Source organism: Micromonospora andamanensis (assembly GCF_016863495.1).
Taxonomy (GTDB): Bacteria; Actinomycetota; Actinomycetes; order Mycobacteriales; family Micromonosporaceae; genus Micromonospora; species Micromonospora andamanensis.
In genome coordinates, this window is record NZ_BOOZ01000026.1 from 41,381 (window position 1) to 55,101 (window position 13,721).

Consider the following 13,721-nt stretch of genomic DNA (forward strand, 5'->3'; position numbering starts at 1 on the left):
GCCCGCACCGACCGCCGCAGATCACGGCTTGTCCCGCAGCTCACGCAGCACGCCGTGTCGACGTAGCGCCCAGGCAAGACGCCGCACGCTCGAATGCCGCACGAACAGCACCGCCGCGCGACGGATCAGGCCGAGCCGGTTGTTGCTGAACTGGTTCTCGATCACCTGCCAGATCAGTTCGCGCACCTTGCCGCTGTCCAGCACCGCCCGCACCTCACGCCGCACCGCAGGATCCTCGGCCGCCGACGCGATGGCAGCAGCCTGACCCGGCCGGTCCGCGAGCGATTCCGCCGCCGCGACCAGGGGTCGGCGTACGTCGTCCTGCTCCAGCAGCAGCAACACCGCCTCCCGGATCTCCACCGTGTCGAGGCCGGACTTCAGCAGCCGTAACAGGCTGCGCTCCACCTCGCGGTCGTGATCTGGCACGGACATCGTGGCCAGCAGCACCGACACCTCGTCGAGGTCGATGAGATGTCGCAGCCCGCCGCGGAACTCCGGCAGCGCCCACGCGACCTGCAGACCCCTGGCGAGATTGGGATTCACGTGCCATCCGCTACCCGCAGTCGGCAGCCGGCGAAACCCCCGGGTCCCACCCGGCGGTGCCGAAGAGCGGATGCCGGAAAGCCTGGCGAGGCGACCGACGGCCGGGTGATCAGCCGTGCGCCGATGAATCGAACACCCAGTGGCTGGTCTGGAACACGCGCCCCGCGAAGGTCGTCTCTTCCTGGCCGACCAGGGTGAAGCCGGTCGAGCGGCAGATGGCGTTCGACGCCGCGTTCGTCGTGCTCGGGAACGCGTGGATCAACCCCCACCGCCCATCCTCGCGGGCCAGGTCGAGAACCGCACGTACGGCCTCGCTCGCCAGGCCTCGGCCCTGGCATTCCGGCAGCACCATCCAACCGATCTCGGAGATGCCGTCATGGAGGTACAGCGTCACAGTTCCCGCCACCTGCGCGGATTGGCCAGGAACGATCATCTTGATCCAGGCGCTGCCCTCGCGGACAGTCTCAAGGTCACGCGTCAGCTGAGCGGCAACGCGCTCGCGCGGCTGCGGGCCACCGAGCTCCGACATCATCACCGGATCGCAGCGCATACGGACATAGGCGTCCAGGTCGGCAGGCTCCACGTCGCGCAGCAGCATCTCGGGAGCCTACCCAGGCGCGTTTCGGCAGCAACCGGCCTCGGTGGTGTGGGGAACCCGCCGAGGGTTGAGGTCGGTGGCAACGACGCCCGCTCCTGCCGCCGGTCGGCGCGCGGGCGGCGAGCAGCACGGACCCCGCGTACGCTGCCGTGGTGCGGATCGACCTGGTTTCCCTGATCGTCGAGGAGTACGACCCGGCTATCGCGTTCTTCACCGACGTACTCGGCTTCGACCTCGTCGAGGACTCACCGTCGCTCACCGATGACGGACGACCCAAGCGGTGGGTCGTCGTCCGGCCCCCGAATGCCCAGACCGGACTTCTGCTCGCGCGCGCCGACGGAGAACACCAGCGTGCCGCTGTCGGCGACCAGGTAGCCGGACGGGTCGGGTTCTTCCTCCGGGTCGATGACTTCGACGCCGCTCACCGACGGATGACCGAGGCCGGTGTCACCTTCGTCCGGGAACCGCGGAGCGAGCCCTACGGCCGGGTCGCGGTCTTCCTCGACATCGCCGGGAACCGGTGGGACCTCCTCGGCGCGACCTGACGTCACCGCACCTGCGGGCCGAGCCGCCAGGACCCCCGCCTTCCGGCCCGACCATGATCTGCCCGGGACCTACGATGGTCTCGATGACCATTCCCGAACGACGACCCGACGATGTCCCCACCGACGAAGCCCGGGTCGACGAGGCGCTGCGGCTGCTCTGCGGCGTACCCGTCGAACTCCACACCGCCGTCAAACGGCTCAGCCGTGGCAGCGGTGTCTACGCCTGGTGGGCGGCCCCCTCGGTCTTCCCCGACCTCCCCGGGCTGTCGAATGAGAACGTCCCGTCGTTGCGGCTGCTGTACCTCGGACGGGCGACCAGCCTGCGGGGGCGGATCCTGCGCAACCATCTGAGGCGTTCGGGCAGCTCGACTCTGCGCCGTACCCTGGCCGGGCTTCTTGCCTCCGAGGGATACCGGACGACCTGGACCGACCGGGTCGTCCTGGTCCCCGAGGATGAGGCGCGGCTGACCACCTGGATGCACACCCACCTGCGCTTGACCTGGGCGGAAGACGCGGAACCGGCGACCATCGAGACCGAACTTGTCAGGCGTCTGCACCCGCCGCTCAACGTACACGGCGTCGCCCCCGAGCACCGCCAGGCCGCCGTGGTCGCCGCCAAGAACGCCTACCAGACCAGCAGCCGCCCCGCCGAGCCTCCGCGAGCGCCGTAACCGGTCACCCGACATCCGGAACGGGTACGGGATGGGCGCGTCATGCCGACGACGGCACGTCCAGCCTCGCTACAGCCGAGCCGCAATCGTCCGGGCGCACACGATCGACTCGGTGTGCGTGGTGTCGACCTCCACGTCGTACACCACACCCTGGTGCACCGAGTCGGCCTGTGCGGCTGCCATCCCGCGGACCCGGTCGCCGCGCGCGATCTCGCGACCGGCGGCGACCTCCGCAGCGCAGCGGACGCCGACCCACAGCACGTCCAGTCCGTCGAGCACGGCCCGCCATCGCTGCTGAGATCCAGCGCCGCCGAGAAAGACGTCGTCGACGATGACGTGGGCACCGGCTCCGACGGTCGCGGCGACCCCGGCCATCCAGGCCTCCTGCAGCCTGTCGAACTCCGGCCCGACGATCACGGTGCCGTCGGCCGCGAAGTCGATGCTCTCCGGCGAGCGCATGGTTGCCGGCATGGCCTCGATGAGCCGGTCGACCCCGACGGCGAGCCAGGGATCCGGCAGGATCGCCTGCAGGCACCGAACGATTCCCGACTTTCCTGCGCTCGACCCGCCGTTGAGCACGATGACCTGCTTTGACATGTGGTCACGGTACGGGTCCGGACCCGCACCTGTTCCCGGCGTCCGCAGCACCGAGCGGGCGCTCGGGTCGTACACCGCAATCTGCACCCGAAGACTCGTGAGGCCGCCGAGAGCGTGTGGGATGAGCTGCTCGACGGCGTGAGCGAGCCACCGGAGACCGGGCGGGATCACTCGACGGGCTGCGGTCGGGTGGTCCAGTCGGGGTCGATGCGGCCAAGCAGCGCGTCCTGATGGTCGGCCAGATGGGCTGACAGCGGTAGCGCGACGAATCGGCAGGCGAACCGCATCTCGCTGTCCTGCCCGGCTCCGGTGACCGTGTGCTGCCAGGCGTCGGGCGTGTGAGCAGACGCTCGTAGGTGGAAGTAGGTGGTGTGGCGGGCTGACCAGTTCCGGGGTGTGGCTTGTGTTCCGCTTCCAGTCCACCGAGCGGCGACGATCCGTCCTCTCCGATCGGTGCTGGCCGATTTGCAGGTTCTGCCAGCCGTCGACGCGGCGTTCCGGCGCGCGAGGGGAGGTAGCGATCAGGGCGGCGGCAGCGGCTGAGGTTCGGTGCCCGGGTCCCACCAGCGCGAGTCCGGGCCGTGATAGATGAATCCTGCCCAGTAGTCCGCATCCTCGTGGTAGACGATGTCCAAGCCGACGATCCAGACACGTGGGACGCGGCCCGCGGGACCAGCCTGTGACCATTGGCGGTTGACGCGCGCCACAGCCTCGCGGCGGGAGATGTCGTGGTGGCGGGCCATCGCGTCAGCGATCGCCTCGCAGAAGGTCAGGGCCTCGGTGTCGCCGGCGCAGGGGAAATCGCCGTGCGAACGCAACACCGACTCGTGCACCAGATACTCCTGCGGTGGGGCCAGCCCTGACGTACCTCGCGCAGGCGTGCGTACCCTGACTCGATCTCCGATCTCCTCGTCACGGAGGCCGTACTCCGCCAAGAGCCGATCGAGGTACTCCCGTGGTCCGACCGTCTCGTAGGTGTCGTCGGACCCTCCTGCCATGGCCACCACGACATTCTTGCCGGTCGCCGCCACCAGTACGCCCCCGGTTGCCCCCTCAAGACCGCTGTATCGGGCAGGCTTCGCGGGTAGCGCTGGTGCATCCACTCAGGGATGATCTTCGTCATGTCCGAGCAAGATCTGGCCGAAACCTGGCGTCGCATCATCCGAGGGGACGGCAAATCCTGGGTAGTGTTCGCCCACGGTACGTGCGTCGTACTACCAGACCCCGGACCCGGCGTTGATCTCGCCGCCCAGGCCGTCGCCATCCTGCGCGAGTACGGCCCCGTCCGCGCCGGATCACCTGCCGGAGACTTCGGCACCATCACCCTCGATCCTGGTCCCGGATGGGTGGTCTACGGCCACCACGACGACGTGCTGACCTACGTAGGGCCCGACGAGGCCTCGGACAGCAGCGATCTGGCCATTGGTCTGTACGGACGCGGAAAGCGAGACCAGGACGGCCATGAGTTGAACGTCGTACACGTCGAGGACAAACGGCAGCGGTAGATCGGGGTCGAGCTTCCCACCGGCGTGGTCTACAGGTGGCGTTCTTGCCGGCTGCGATCGCGCCGGTGAGGATGACGAGTTCTGGCATGGGGTCAGCTTCCGCCACCGGCAGGACGTGGGTCCAACCGTGGTACCCGCATCTGACCGCGGTTCGGCCACGCCATCCGTGATCTGCCGCCACGTCGCGTACCCGGAGGCGGCGGTGTCGCGGATACGCTGCGCGTCATGCCGTACGTGCCGGATCTTGACCTGGTATTGACCGCTGGGTATCGCGTCGTACGTGACGGGATGACCTACCGCGTCGAAGCGCACGACCTCGGACCGGTGGTGCTGCCGTCCGGCCGGGTGGTGGGGTGCGATCCGCTGGTGCCACACACCACACCGTTCGTCGACACGGTGCCGCCGGGCCGGTACCCGGTGACGGCGTGGGTGGCGGTGGTGCACACCGACGACGGCCCGTGGCAGCGACGGATCACCGCATTACAGGTGAGGGTGGCCGACGAGCCGGTCGCGACGTGGTCGATGGCGCTGCTGCCGGGCCAGGACCCGGCAGCCCTCGGCGACGAGGACTTCTTCGGGTACCCGGTCGACGCGGGTACCGGCACGCTCGCCGACGAGGTCGCCATCGCGGCGCTGTGCGAATGGGACTACGAGCGGGTCGAGGAGACCTTCATCCCGGCGCGGATTCCGGATGACCCGGTCGACGCCGTCATCACCACTGTGGTGGACGAGCGGACCGGAGCCAACGTGCATCTCGTCGGCTCCGGGTGGGGTGACGGCGTGTACGCCACGTATGTGGGCCGCACCGCCGACGGACGCGTCGCCAGCTTCGTCACCGACTTCCGCGTCGTACCGCACGAGTAGCCGCCCGGCGCTGACCCGTGGCGACGATCCGGGCAGGCTCCACGACATCGCCTGCCCGGATCAGTCAGAGGACGAGGTCAGCGACGAGCGGGTTCCCACCACACCAGATTGGCTGCCACCTGGGCGACCGGCTCGATGATCTCCCACCCCTCGGCGATCAGGCCGTCGTCGATCCGCCAGATGTCGACGACCGCGATCTCTGGTCCTCCGTCCGGGAGCCAGCGCCGTGAGTACACGATGACGTGATCGCCATCGGACAGAATCTGGTGAATCTCGACCTGCATGCCGGCGAGCGACACCAGCGCGGCGCGGACGGCGGCGAGCCACTCCCCCTTTGTCGATGTGATGGCGCCCGGCCTGTGGTGGACGAAGTCGTCACTGAGCACCCGAGCGAGCCCGTCGACGTCACCTGTCTCGATCAGCCCGGCCAGCGCCCGTTGGACGATGATCTTGTTCTCAGTGGTCATGGACGCAGTGTTTCCGCGTCCACGTTCCTTGTCGATGACATCGGATTTCATGGCGTTCGACGCCACAATGGGTACGCTTCATGATCGTGTACGGGGTCGGGGAGCTTCTGCGGCAGTGGCGGCACCGCCGGGGTCTCAGCCAACTGGATCTTGCTATCGCCGCGGACGTCTCAGCTCGTCACGTCAGTCTGGTCGAGACGGGTAAGTCCCAGCCGAGCGCCGACATGATCCTTCGGCTCGCGGCTCAGCTCCACGTGCCGCTACGTGATCGCAACCGGCTCCTGCTCGCCGGCGGCTTCGCACCCCGGTACACCGAACGTCCCCTCGACGACGATGCGCTGTCGGCCGTCCACGACGCGATCCGCAGGGTGCTTCGCGCCCACGAGCCGTATCCAGCTGTGGTCTTCGACCGCCGGTGGAACATCGTGATGACCAATCGCGCGGTCGACCCGTTCTTCGCACATGTGGCTCCGGACCTGCTACAGCCGCCGGTCAACCTGGTGCGGCTCGGACTGGACCCGCGCGGGCTCGCTCGCATCGTCGTCAACCTGGCCGACGTGCGCGCGGTGTTCCGCACCCGGATCTCACGCCAACTCGCCGCGGCTCCCGACCCTGAACTCACCGCACTCCACGAGGAGCTCCTGGCACCCGAACCCGACGAGGCGTCAGACAGACGGGTCGACGCCGACGTCGTGATCCCCATGATCCTCAACATCGACGGACGAGAGCTGCGGCTGTTCTCGACAATCACCACATTCGGCACCCCGATGGACATCACCATCGACGAGGTCGCGATCGAGTCCTACTACCCGGCAGACGCGGAGAGCGCCGCCTACTTCACGAGGTAGCCCGCTTCACGAGGTAGCCCGCGGATCGGCACCGTCGACAGTCAAGGTTCCCAGCTCGCCGAGCCGTACGCTCAGCTGGGTGCCGAGCTGACGGAATCCCAGCGCCCGCGCCACTCGGCGCGACGGTTGCGGTCGAGCCCGCCACTGCGGCAGCAGACCACCGGCCAGGGCATCCGTGACGGCTGCCGAGGCGACCGCACGTGCCAGCCCCCGTCCACGGTGATCCGCCGCGGTGAGTACGCACATGTGGGCTACCCGCTCCGGCCAACGTCGGTAGCCGGCCGCCGCGACACACTGGTCCCCGTGCCGTACCACGAACGGGGAAGAGTCGATCTCGGCCAAGCCGCACTCGTCTGCGTCGTCGACCGTGGCGGACGCCAGGAGCGTGGCGAGATCGACCTGGTCTCCACGGACCACTTCCGTGGTGTCGAGCTGCGCCGGTCGGACGTCGTCCGCGTCGAGATACGCCAGACTCGCCGGCCCCAGCACCTCGGCGACCGGCAGGACGGTGCGCAGCCGGTCAACGTCGGTAAACGACTCGGCGGGCATGCCGGGCAGCATCTCGCGGACGGTCGCTGCCCAGTTGTCCGTCGGCGCGGTGACGATCGCGGCGTCACCAAGTGCGACGATCCCGACCCAGCCGGGTGGGCAGAGCAGCGATCCGGTAGAGGCGGCCACGTCGACGCCGCCGTCAGCGGGAAAGTCCATCGCGACGCCTGACAGCCCACGCCAGACCTGCCGGGCCCGCGCGAGCAACGGATCATCGACCATGGCGACATCCTCACGCCGGATCCACGTTCACGCGATCGAGTTCGCACCGGTCGGACGCCGGGTGTGCATTGCGACAGTGCCCCGCGAACCGAATGCTCGTAAGATCCGGCCAATGGGGTGGGAGGCACTTGGGCAGTGGGGTGCGGATGCCGCTCGCGTCGAGCGGCTCACCGGCGGAGTGGCCAACGACGTGTGGAGCGTGCGCGTCGACGGGCGCCGTGCGGTAGGCCGGCTCGGTACCAGGAGCGACGCTGATCTGGCGTGGGAGACAGAACTCCTCCGGCACCTCGACAGCGCGGGTCTGACCGTGCCGGTGCCGATCCCCACCTCGGACGGCCGGCTGTTCGCCGACGGTCTGGTGGTGATGACCTACCTGGAGGGCGGACCGCCCGAGACGCCTGCCGACTGGAGTCGCGTCGCTGACACGCTCCGCGAGCTGCATCGGCTGACGAGGGGTTGGCCGCAGCGCCCGGGCTGGCGATCGTCGACCGACCTCCTGCACGCCGAGACCGGGACGAAGATCGACCTGGGTGCGATGCCCGCTGAGGGCGTTGCTCGATGCCGGGCCGCGTGGGCGCGTCTCGTCGGACGTCGGACGTGCGTCGTGCACGGCGACACCAATCCGGGCAACATCCGGATGACCGCCAGCCGGGTCGCCCTCATCGACTGGGACGAGGCGCACGTCGACGTGCCCGACCTCGACCTGGTGCTGCCGGACAACGCCGCCGGCCTCGACGACGGCGCGTACGACATCGCGGCGCAGGCGTCGGCCGCATGGGAGGCCGCCGTGTGCTGGGACGACGACTACGCGGTCAAGCGGCTCGGCGAGGTCCGCCCGGTCTGAGCACGCCGTCGGCTACTGACGCTGCCCGGCTTCAGCCCTCTGACAGTGCCGGGTGAAGGATCAGCGACCAGGTCTGCTCGACGAGGCCGTCGCCAAAGTTCTGGTGGGGCCTCTCGTCGATGAGGCTGAACCCGGCGGCCTGGTAGATCCGGCGCGCGGAGTCGAGGTTGTCGTTGGTCCAGAGCACGACCTGCCGGTAGCCGACCTGGCGGGCGAAGGTGAGGCACTGCTCGACCAGGCGGGTGCCGAGGCCGAGACCACGGGCTTTTGGTGTGACCAGGAGGACGCGCAACTTGGCCGTGCCGGGCTCGTCGCCCGCGACCAGAAACACCGAGCCGACACGCTCGCCGTCGGCCTCGGCGATCCACGCCGCCTCCCGGGACGGATCGTGACCGGAGGCGTAGTCGGCGACGATCGTCGCGACGAGCGCCTCGAAGTCGGTGCCCCAGCCGAACTGTTGCGCGTAGGTTTCCCCGTGGGCCATCACCACCCAGCCCAGGTCGCCGGGACGATCAGCGGGGCGCACGGTGATCTCGACAGGCCGCTGGCGCCCATGCGTCATTGTCCACTCCCCTCCGTAACTGAAACAGACGTTTCAGTGCCTGTAGGCTACGCCGGTGACCGTGGACCGGACAACTCCCTCCGCGCGCAAGGTCGAGCTGTTGGAGGCCGCGTACCGGTACGCCCTGGAGCACGGCCTGGCGCATCTGTCCCTGCGCCCGCTGGCCGCCGCGATCGGTTCCAGCCCGCGCGTCCTGGTCTTCCTCTTCGGCAACAAGGATGGCCTGACCCGGGCGGTCCTCGCCCGGGCCCGGGCTGATGAACTCGCGATCCTCAACCATGTCCAGACCTCCGGTGACCCGGAGGCGGCCATCGGCCTGGCCACCGCCGTCGAGCGCCTCTGGGGGTGGCTCGCCGCCGCAGAACATCAGCAACTGCTGAAACTGTGGGCTGAAACCTACGCCACGTCGCTTGTGGAGCCTGACGGAGTGTGGGGCGGCTTCGCCGCGGCCACGGTGCGCGACTGGCTCACCGTCCTGGCCGACTGCCAGCCCCCACAGGACAGAGACAGCGCGGACGGCACGGCCCGCCGTACCCTCGCCCTGGCCGTGCTCAGGGGAGCGCTGCTCGACCTGTTGGCGACCGGGGACCGCGACCGCGTGACAGCTGCGGTCCACCACCAGCTTGCCCTCCTCCAGGACGGGGCAGCGGCACCGCGCTGAGCACTCGTTGGCGAGGCGGGGCCCCGCCCTCGAACCGGTACAACCGTCCATTTCGTGGCTCGTACTCCCCCGGGAGAGGGAGCGCTTCACCCTGGACCGGGAGGACCGGCGGCGCAGCGCCACGGAGCATCGATGCATGTTCGGGCTGATCCAGCGCTGGGGGCAACAAGTCCCGCGCTGGGTGCCGGGACTGCGCAATCGACAGGTTCCGCGGCTGCTCGCGATCATCCCAGCCGCAGCGGTGGCACTCACCCTCGTCACCTACAGCGCGTTGAGCGGCGCGGTGTTCGTAGGACAGTTGCGCACGGGCGAGCTGCGCTGGTCGGACGTGCGTGAGGAGTGGGCGGTGGCGGGCACGCTGCTGGTGTTCCTCGGCTGGGGCGTGGCGCTTGGCGTCGCCACCGTCGGCTACGCCCTCGCCACCGGCCGTGGTGAGTGGCGGGTCCACCGGTACGGCCAGCGGTAGCACATGCCGGAACATGTGCTCGATGACGTGACCGTGCAGGTCGAGCCGGGCGGCCCCGCTGTGGCGGGTCCGCCCGGCTCAGATGTCAGTTGCCGCGGACCTCGGCGGCAGCCGCGACCAGGTGCCGCAGGGACGCCTCGACCTCGGGGTAGGCGCGGGTCTTGAGCCCGCAGTCCGGGTTGACCCACAGCCGGCCGGCCGGCACGGCCGCCACCGCGCGGCGCAGCGCCTCGACCACCTCCTCGCGCGTGGGCACCCGGGGCGAGTGGATGTCCCACACCCCGGGGCCGACGCCCCGGGCGTAGCCGATGGCGGCCAGGTCGTCGAGCACCTCCATCTTCGACCGGGACGCCTCGATGCTCGTGACGTCGGCGTCGAGAGCGTCGATGGCGTGGATCACCTCGCCGAACTCCGAGTAGCACAGGTGAGTGTGGATCTGGGTGTCGTCGGCGACGCCGCTGGTGGCCAGCCGGAACGCGCCGACGGCCCAGTCCAGGTACGCCTTCTGGTCGCCGCTGCGCAGCGGCAGCGTCTCGCGTAGCGCAGGTTCGTCGACCTGGATGACCCGGATACCGGCGGCCTCCAGGTCGCGGCACTCGTCCCGCAGGGCCAGCGCGACCTGGTCGGCGGTGTCCGCGAGAGACTGGTCGGTACGGACGAACGACCAGGCCAGGATGGTGACCGGGCCGGTGAGCATGCCCTTCACCGGTCTGCTGGTCAGTGACTGCGCGTAGGTGGACCATTCGACTGTCATAGCTGCCTTGCGGGCCACGTCGCCGTAGATGATCGGCGGGCGTACGCAGCGGGAACCGTACGACTGCACCCAGCCGTGCCGCGTGGCGGCGAAGCCGTCGAGCTGCTCGCCGAAGTACTGCACCATGTCGTTGCGTTCCGGTTCCCCGTGCACGAGCACGTCCAGGCCCAGCTGTTCCTGCAACCGGATGACCTGCTCCACCTCCGCGCGCATCCGGTCGGCGTAGCCGGCGTCGTCGAGACTGCCGGCCCGGTGCGCGGCGCGGGCCCTACGCAGCTCGGCGGTCTGCGGGAACGACCCGATCGTGGTGGTCGGCAGCTCCGGCAGACCCAACCGTTCCTGCTGGCGGGCGGCCCGGGTGGGGTAGGTACCACGCTGCCGGTCGGTGGGGCGCAGCGCGGCCAGGCGGCCACGTACGTCGTCGTGACGCCACTCGGCCGGGGCGGCCGGCAGCGGCGCGGGGAGCGCTGTGGTGCCGTCGCGCAGCGCGCGGCCGAGCATGACGACCTCGTCGACCTTCTGCCGGGCGAACGCCAGCCGCTCGGACAACCGGGGGTCGAGGTGGGTCTCGACGGACAGGTCGACCGGGACGTGCAGCAACGAGCAGGACGAGGAGACGGCCACGTGGTCGGCCAGTCCGGCGACAGTCGCACCGGCCGCGACAGCGGCCCGCAGGTCGGTACGCCAGATGTTCCGACCGTCGACCAGGCCGGCGACGACGGCCTTGCCGCCCAGTGGTCCGGCGGCGGCGAGGCGGTGGAGGTTGCCCGGTCCGGCGACCAGGTCCAGACCGACGGCGTCGACAGGGGTGTCCAGCAGGGCCGGGAGCGCGTCGCCGAGGTCACCGAAGTAGGTCGCCACGAAGATCCGCGGCCGGTGGGCGAGCTCACCAAGCCGGGTGTAGGCGCGGCGCAGGGCGTCGATCTCGGCCGGGGTCCGGTCGGCGACGTAGCCCGGCTCGTCGAGCTGCACCCAGCCGACGCCCGCGTCGGCCAGGGCGGCGAGCATCCGGGCGTACGTCCCGACCAGGTCGTCGAGGCGGGCGAAGGGCTCCTCCCCCTTGGCCAGCAGCAGGAACGTGGCGGGCCCGACGAACACCGGCCGGGTGGTGATGCCCAGCTCCCGGGCCTCGGCGTACTCGCCGAGCGCCTTCACCGGGTTGGCGGTGAAGACGGTGTCGGGGTCGATCTCCGGCACCAGGTAGTGGTAGTTGGTGTCGAACCACTTCGTCAGCTCCAGCGCCGGCTCGGCGTCGACACCGCGCGCCATCGCGAAGTAGGTGTCCAGCGTGGACAGGCCCAGCCGGGTGAACCGGGTCGGGACCGCGCCGACGGCAACGGCGGTGTCGAGCATGTGGTCGTAGTAGGAGAAGGTGTTCGACGGGATCGCGTCGAGGCGGGCGTCGCGCAGCGTCCGCCACACCTGCGCCCGCAGGCCGGCGGCGGTGCTGTGCAACGCCTCGGCGTCGATGGTGCCGGCCCAGTACGCCTCGACCGCCTTCTTCAGCTCCCGACTGGCACCGATGCGTGGATAGCCGAGCACTGTGCTCTGCCCGAATGCGGAACTCACCAAGGGGGTCCTTCCCTCGAAGTGTCCGGCGGACACGGGTAGGGGAAGGCGGGTACGGGTCAGGTACCGGCTTCCGCCCTGGCCCTCCCGAGAGGCCGCCGGCGGCGCACACCGGCGGCGTGCGCAGCACTGGCAGGTCTTCGGACTCGTGGGCATGACACCAGGTCGCCTACTGGCCGTCGCTTCCCAGACCTCGCGGTCCAGTGCTCTGTTGACGGCTGTCGTTCCCACTCACCGCTGCGGGGCAGCCCCGGATTCACACCGGGTTCCCTCTTACGACGTCCCACCCTCACGGCCGGGACGCACCAGCACCACAGGCCATCGTACGGGCCGGAGCTGCCCGACCGGTCGGGAGTGTCCGAGGTACGGGACGGCGTACGCCGATGGACGGCAGGCTACGGCCGGGTGGACGAGAGCGACGTCCCCACCGTACGCACCGCAGTGGACGACAGCCTGCTCAGTTCCGGCTGCGCGGGCAGGAACACGGTGGGTACACCCAGCGACTGGTTCATCGCGGCGAGCCGGTACTCGGCCTGAAGGTCGCTCGAGTCACGCACGCCGCGCACGATCACTCCTATCCGGTGGCGACGGCAGTAGGTGGCGGTCAGTCCGCGCCAGGCCACGACGGTGACGGAGGTCCATTCGACAGGCAGCGCAGCCCGGACGAGGGCTGCTCGTTCCTGTTCGTCGACGTCCGGGTGTTTGCCGCTGTTGACCGCGACGAGCACGACAACGTCGTCGAAGAGGGCGCGGGCCCTGCCCACCACGTTCAGGTGCCCGGCGGTGAAGGGATCGAAGCTGCCCGGGTAGACGGCTCGTACGGGTACCCGAACGGGGGTTTGCGCCGACGCGGGTGGCCCGGCGGATGGTTCGGCTGTCACGGCCCGAGGACCCGCTGCGCGTCGCGGATGACCTGCTCAGAGGCGAGTGGCGCCCAGGAGGCGAACACTCCTCGAAAGTAGCTGCCGTAGCGGGCCGCCACCGTCGGATCGTGCTCGATGACGTCCAGTTCATTGACGATGCTCAGGTCCATGAGGGACCGGAGCTGAGCCGGCTTCGGCGTTCTCGCCCGCCCTGCGAAACGGTCGAACACCTGGCCGGTCTGCGCCAGCTCCGGCCAGCTGCGTCCGCGGTCGCAGGCACCGTACAGGTAGACGAGCTCCTCGGCGTCAGCCCCGACAAGGTCGCGCAGTACGGCGCGATCGGCCCGATCAAGCAGGGCGAGGTCGAACCCGTCGGTGCCGTAGACGGCATGGGTGAGACCTGCGGCCTGCGTCTCACCACCGCAGCCGAGCACCGCCAGTCGGTCGCTGACCCGACACAGGTGGGCGTACAGGTTGCCCCCGGGGTGCGCGATCTGCTCCGCCCCAAGCCGGCGGAGCCAGCCCCGCACGCCTTCGTCGGTGCCCATGGCCCGACTGTAGGTATCGGCTGTCGAATCCGCTGGCCCCTCGGG

At 69.8% G+C, this 13,721-nt stretch carries 18 protein-coding genes and 1 riboswitch; of the genes, 8 read left to right on the top strand and 10 right to left on the bottom strand.

All coding sequences use genetic code 11. The features are described from left to right. Positions 1-21 precede the first annotated feature (21 nt). Together Van01_RS21130 and Van01_RS21135 are read right to left on the bottom strand one after the other, a co-directional pair. Positions 22-543, bottom strand: a complete 522-nt coding sequence (locus tag Van01_RS21130; RefSeq protein WP_204010351.1) for a hypothetical protein — start codon at positions 541-543, stop codon at positions 22-24. Positions 544-652: 109 nt separating this feature from the next. After that, on the bottom strand, positions 653-1,141 hold the full coding sequence (locus tag Van01_RS21135; protein WP_204010355.1) for a GNAT family N-acetyltransferase: 489 nt from the start codon (positions 1,139-1,141) through the stop codon (positions 653-655). A gap of 149 nt (positions 1,142-1,290) precedes the next feature. Here Van01_RS21135 and Van01_RS21140 point away from each other — a divergent pair, with 149 nt between their 5' ends. Then, entirely contained in the window at positions 1,291-1,686 is a 396-nt protein-coding gene (locus tag Van01_RS21140; protein ID WP_373306275.1) for a VOC family protein, read from the top strand. Between the two features lie 83 nt (positions 1,687-1,769). Next, complete coding sequence (locus tag Van01_RS21145) at positions 1,770-2,357, top strand: GIY-YIG nuclease family protein (protein ID WP_239099204.1); 588 nt, start codon at positions 1,770-1,772, stop codon at positions 2,355-2,357. Positions 2,358-2,426: 69 nt separating this feature from the next. Here Van01_RS21145 and cpt read toward each other — a convergent pair whose 3' ends face one another. Together cpt and Van01_RS21155 are read right to left on the bottom strand one after the other, a co-directional pair. Next, positions 2,427-2,954: a chloramphenicol phosphotransferase CPT gene (gene cpt, locus Van01_RS21150; RefSeq protein WP_204010362.1), complete on the bottom strand. Its 528-nt coding sequence runs from the start codon at positions 2,952-2,954 to the stop codon at positions 2,427-2,429. A 521-nt stretch (positions 2,955-3,475) separates the two neighbouring features. Further along, a complete protein-coding gene (locus tag Van01_RS21155) occupies positions 3,476-4,057 on the bottom strand; it encodes a hypothetical protein (RefSeq protein ID WP_204010364.1) in 582 nt (193 codons plus the stop codon). Between the two features lie 6 nt (positions 4,058-4,063). On the opposite strand from Van01_RS21155, the gene Van01_RS21160 reads away from it, so the two are divergent. Together Van01_RS21160 and Van01_RS21165 are read left to right on the top strand one after the other, a co-directional pair. Beyond that, positions 4,064-4,459, top strand: a complete 396-nt coding sequence (locus Van01_RS21160; RefSeq protein WP_239099205.1) for a hypothetical protein — start codon at positions 4,064-4,066, stop codon at positions 4,457-4,459. A 225-nt stretch (positions 4,460-4,684) separates the two neighbouring features. Further along, positions 4,685-5,323, top strand: coding sequence for a DUF4241 domain-containing protein (locus Van01_RS21165; RefSeq protein WP_204010366.1), 639 nt, complete (start codon positions 4,685-4,687; stop codon positions 5,321-5,323). 77 nt (positions 5,324-5,400) lie between these two features. On the opposite strand, the gene Van01_RS21170 is transcribed toward Van01_RS21165, so the two are convergent. Beyond that, the gene (locus Van01_RS21170) at positions 5,401-5,790 is read right to left on the bottom strand and encodes a nuclear transport factor 2 family protein (RefSeq protein ID WP_239093334.1); all 390 of its coding nucleotides are present in this window, start codon (positions 5,788-5,790) and stop codon (positions 5,401-5,403) included. Positions 5,791-5,870: 80 nt separating this feature from the next. On the opposite strand from Van01_RS21170, the gene Van01_RS21175 reads away from it, so the two are divergent. After that, positions 5,871-6,638 carry a helix-turn-helix domain-containing protein gene (locus Van01_RS21175; RefSeq protein WP_204010370.1) on the top strand — a complete coding sequence of 256 codons (768 nt, stop codon included), beginning with the start codon at positions 5,871-5,873 and terminating at the stop codon, positions 6,636-6,638. Positions 6,639-6,644: 6 nt separating this feature from the next. Here Van01_RS21175 and Van01_RS21180 read toward each other — a convergent pair whose 3' ends face one another. Continuing rightward, on the bottom strand, positions 6,645-7,409 hold the full coding sequence (locus Van01_RS21180; RefSeq protein WP_204010373.1) for a GNAT family N-acetyltransferase: 765 nt from the start codon (positions 7,407-7,409) through the stop codon (positions 6,645-6,647). Positions 7,410-7,521: 112 nt separating this feature from the next. Between Van01_RS21180 and Van01_RS21185 the strand changes: the two genes are divergently transcribed. Next, complete coding sequence (locus Van01_RS21185) at positions 7,522-8,253, top strand: phosphotransferase enzyme family protein (RefSeq protein WP_204010376.1); 732 nt, start codon at positions 7,522-7,524, stop codon at positions 8,251-8,253. Between the two features lie 31 nt (positions 8,254-8,284). Here Van01_RS21185 and Van01_RS21190 read toward each other — a convergent pair whose 3' ends face one another. Further along, positions 8,285-8,815: a GNAT family N-acetyltransferase gene (locus Van01_RS21190; RefSeq protein ID WP_204010379.1), complete on the bottom strand. Its 531-nt coding sequence runs from the start codon at positions 8,813-8,815 to the stop codon at positions 8,285-8,287. A gap of 55 nt (positions 8,816-8,870) precedes the next feature. Between Van01_RS21190 and Van01_RS21195 the strand changes: the two genes are divergently transcribed. Together Van01_RS21195 and Van01_RS21200 are read left to right on the top strand one after the other, a co-directional pair. After that, a complete protein-coding gene (locus tag Van01_RS21195) occupies positions 8,871-9,476 on the top strand; it encodes a TetR/AcrR family transcriptional regulator (protein WP_239093332.1) in 606 nt (201 codons plus the stop codon). Positions 9,477-9,612: 136 nt separating this feature from the next. Continuing rightward, positions 9,613-9,942, top strand: a complete 330-nt coding sequence (locus tag Van01_RS21200; RefSeq protein WP_204010381.1) for a hypothetical protein — start codon at positions 9,613-9,615, stop codon at positions 9,940-9,942. Positions 9,943-10,027: 85 nt separating this feature from the next. Here the strand turns inward: Van01_RS21200 and metE are convergent, their stop codons facing one another. From metE to Van01_RS21215, 3 genes are all read right to left on the bottom strand, one after another. Further along, positions 10,028-12,265 (bottom strand): 5-methyltetrahydropteroyltriglutamate--homocysteine S-methyltransferase, encoded by a 2,238-nt coding sequence (gene metE / locus Van01_RS21205; RefSeq protein WP_204010383.1) that lies wholly within the window; start codon positions 12,263-12,265, stop codon positions 10,028-10,030. 114 nt (positions 12,266-12,379) lie between these two features. Continuing rightward, a riboswitch (cobalamin riboswitch) is annotated at positions 12,380-12,590 on the bottom strand. 70 nt (positions 12,591-12,660) lie between these two features. After that, positions 12,661-13,146, bottom strand: coding sequence for a pantetheine-phosphate adenylyltransferase (gene coaD, locus Van01_RS21210; RefSeq protein WP_204010385.1), 486 nt, complete (start codon positions 13,144-13,146; stop codon positions 12,661-12,663). Further along, positions 13,143-13,676 (bottom strand): DUF6817 domain-containing protein, encoded by a 534-nt coding sequence (locus tag Van01_RS21215; protein ID WP_204010387.1) that lies wholly within the window; start codon positions 13,674-13,676, stop codon positions 13,143-13,145. The genes coaD and Van01_RS21215 overlap by 4 nt, the downstream gene beginning before the upstream one ends. Between the last annotated feature and the right edge of the window lie 45 nt (positions 13,677-13,721).

What these genes read in the sequence shown, in the direction of transcription:
- Van01_RS21135 (WP_204010355.1), bottom strand. Translation starts at nt 1,141, where the DNA reads ATGCTGCTGCGCGACGTGGAGCCTGCCGACCTGGACGCCTATGTCCGT.
- Van01_RS21145 (WP_239099204.1), top strand. Translation starts at nt 1,770, where the DNA reads ATGACCATTCCCGAACGACGACCCGACGATGTCCCCACCGACGAAGCC.
- cpt (WP_204010362.1), bottom strand. Translation starts at nt 2,954, where the DNA reads ATGTCAAAGCAGGTCATCGTGCTCAACGGCGGGTCGAGCGCAGGAAAG.
- Van01_RS21160 (WP_239099205.1), top strand. Translation starts at nt 4,064, where the DNA reads ATGATCTTCGTCATGTCCGAGCAAGATCTGGCCGAAACCTGGCGTCGC.
- Van01_RS21165 (WP_204010366.1), top strand. Translation starts at nt 4,685, where the DNA reads ATGCCGTACGTGCCGGATCTTGACCTGGTATTGACCGCTGGGTATCGC.
- Van01_RS21170 (WP_239093334.1), bottom strand. Translation starts at nt 5,790, where the DNA reads ATGACCACTGAGAACAAGATCATCGTCCAACGGGCGCTGGCCGGGCTG.
- Van01_RS21175 (WP_204010370.1), top strand. Translation starts at nt 5,871, where the DNA reads ATGATCGTGTACGGGGTCGGGGAGCTTCTGCGGCAGTGGCGGCACCGC.
- Van01_RS21180 (WP_204010373.1), bottom strand. Translation starts at nt 7,409, where the DNA reads ATGGTCGATGATCCGTTGCTCGCGCGGGCCCGGCAGGTCTGGCGTGGG.
- Van01_RS21185 (WP_204010376.1), top strand. Translation starts at nt 7,522, where the DNA reads ATGGGGTGGGAGGCACTTGGGCAGTGGGGTGCGGATGCCGCTCGCGTC.
- Van01_RS21190 (WP_204010379.1), bottom strand. Translation starts at nt 8,815, where the DNA reads ATGACGCATGGGCGCCAGCGGCCTGTCGAGATCACCGTGCGCCCCGCT.
- Van01_RS21200 (WP_204010381.1), top strand. Translation starts at nt 9,613, where the DNA reads ATGTTCGGGCTGATCCAGCGCTGGGGGCAACAAGTCCCGCGCTGGGTG.
- Van01_RS21215 (WP_204010387.1), bottom strand. Translation starts at nt 13,676, where the DNA reads ATGGGCACCGACGAAGGCGTGCGGGGCTGGCTCCGCCGGCTTGGGGCG.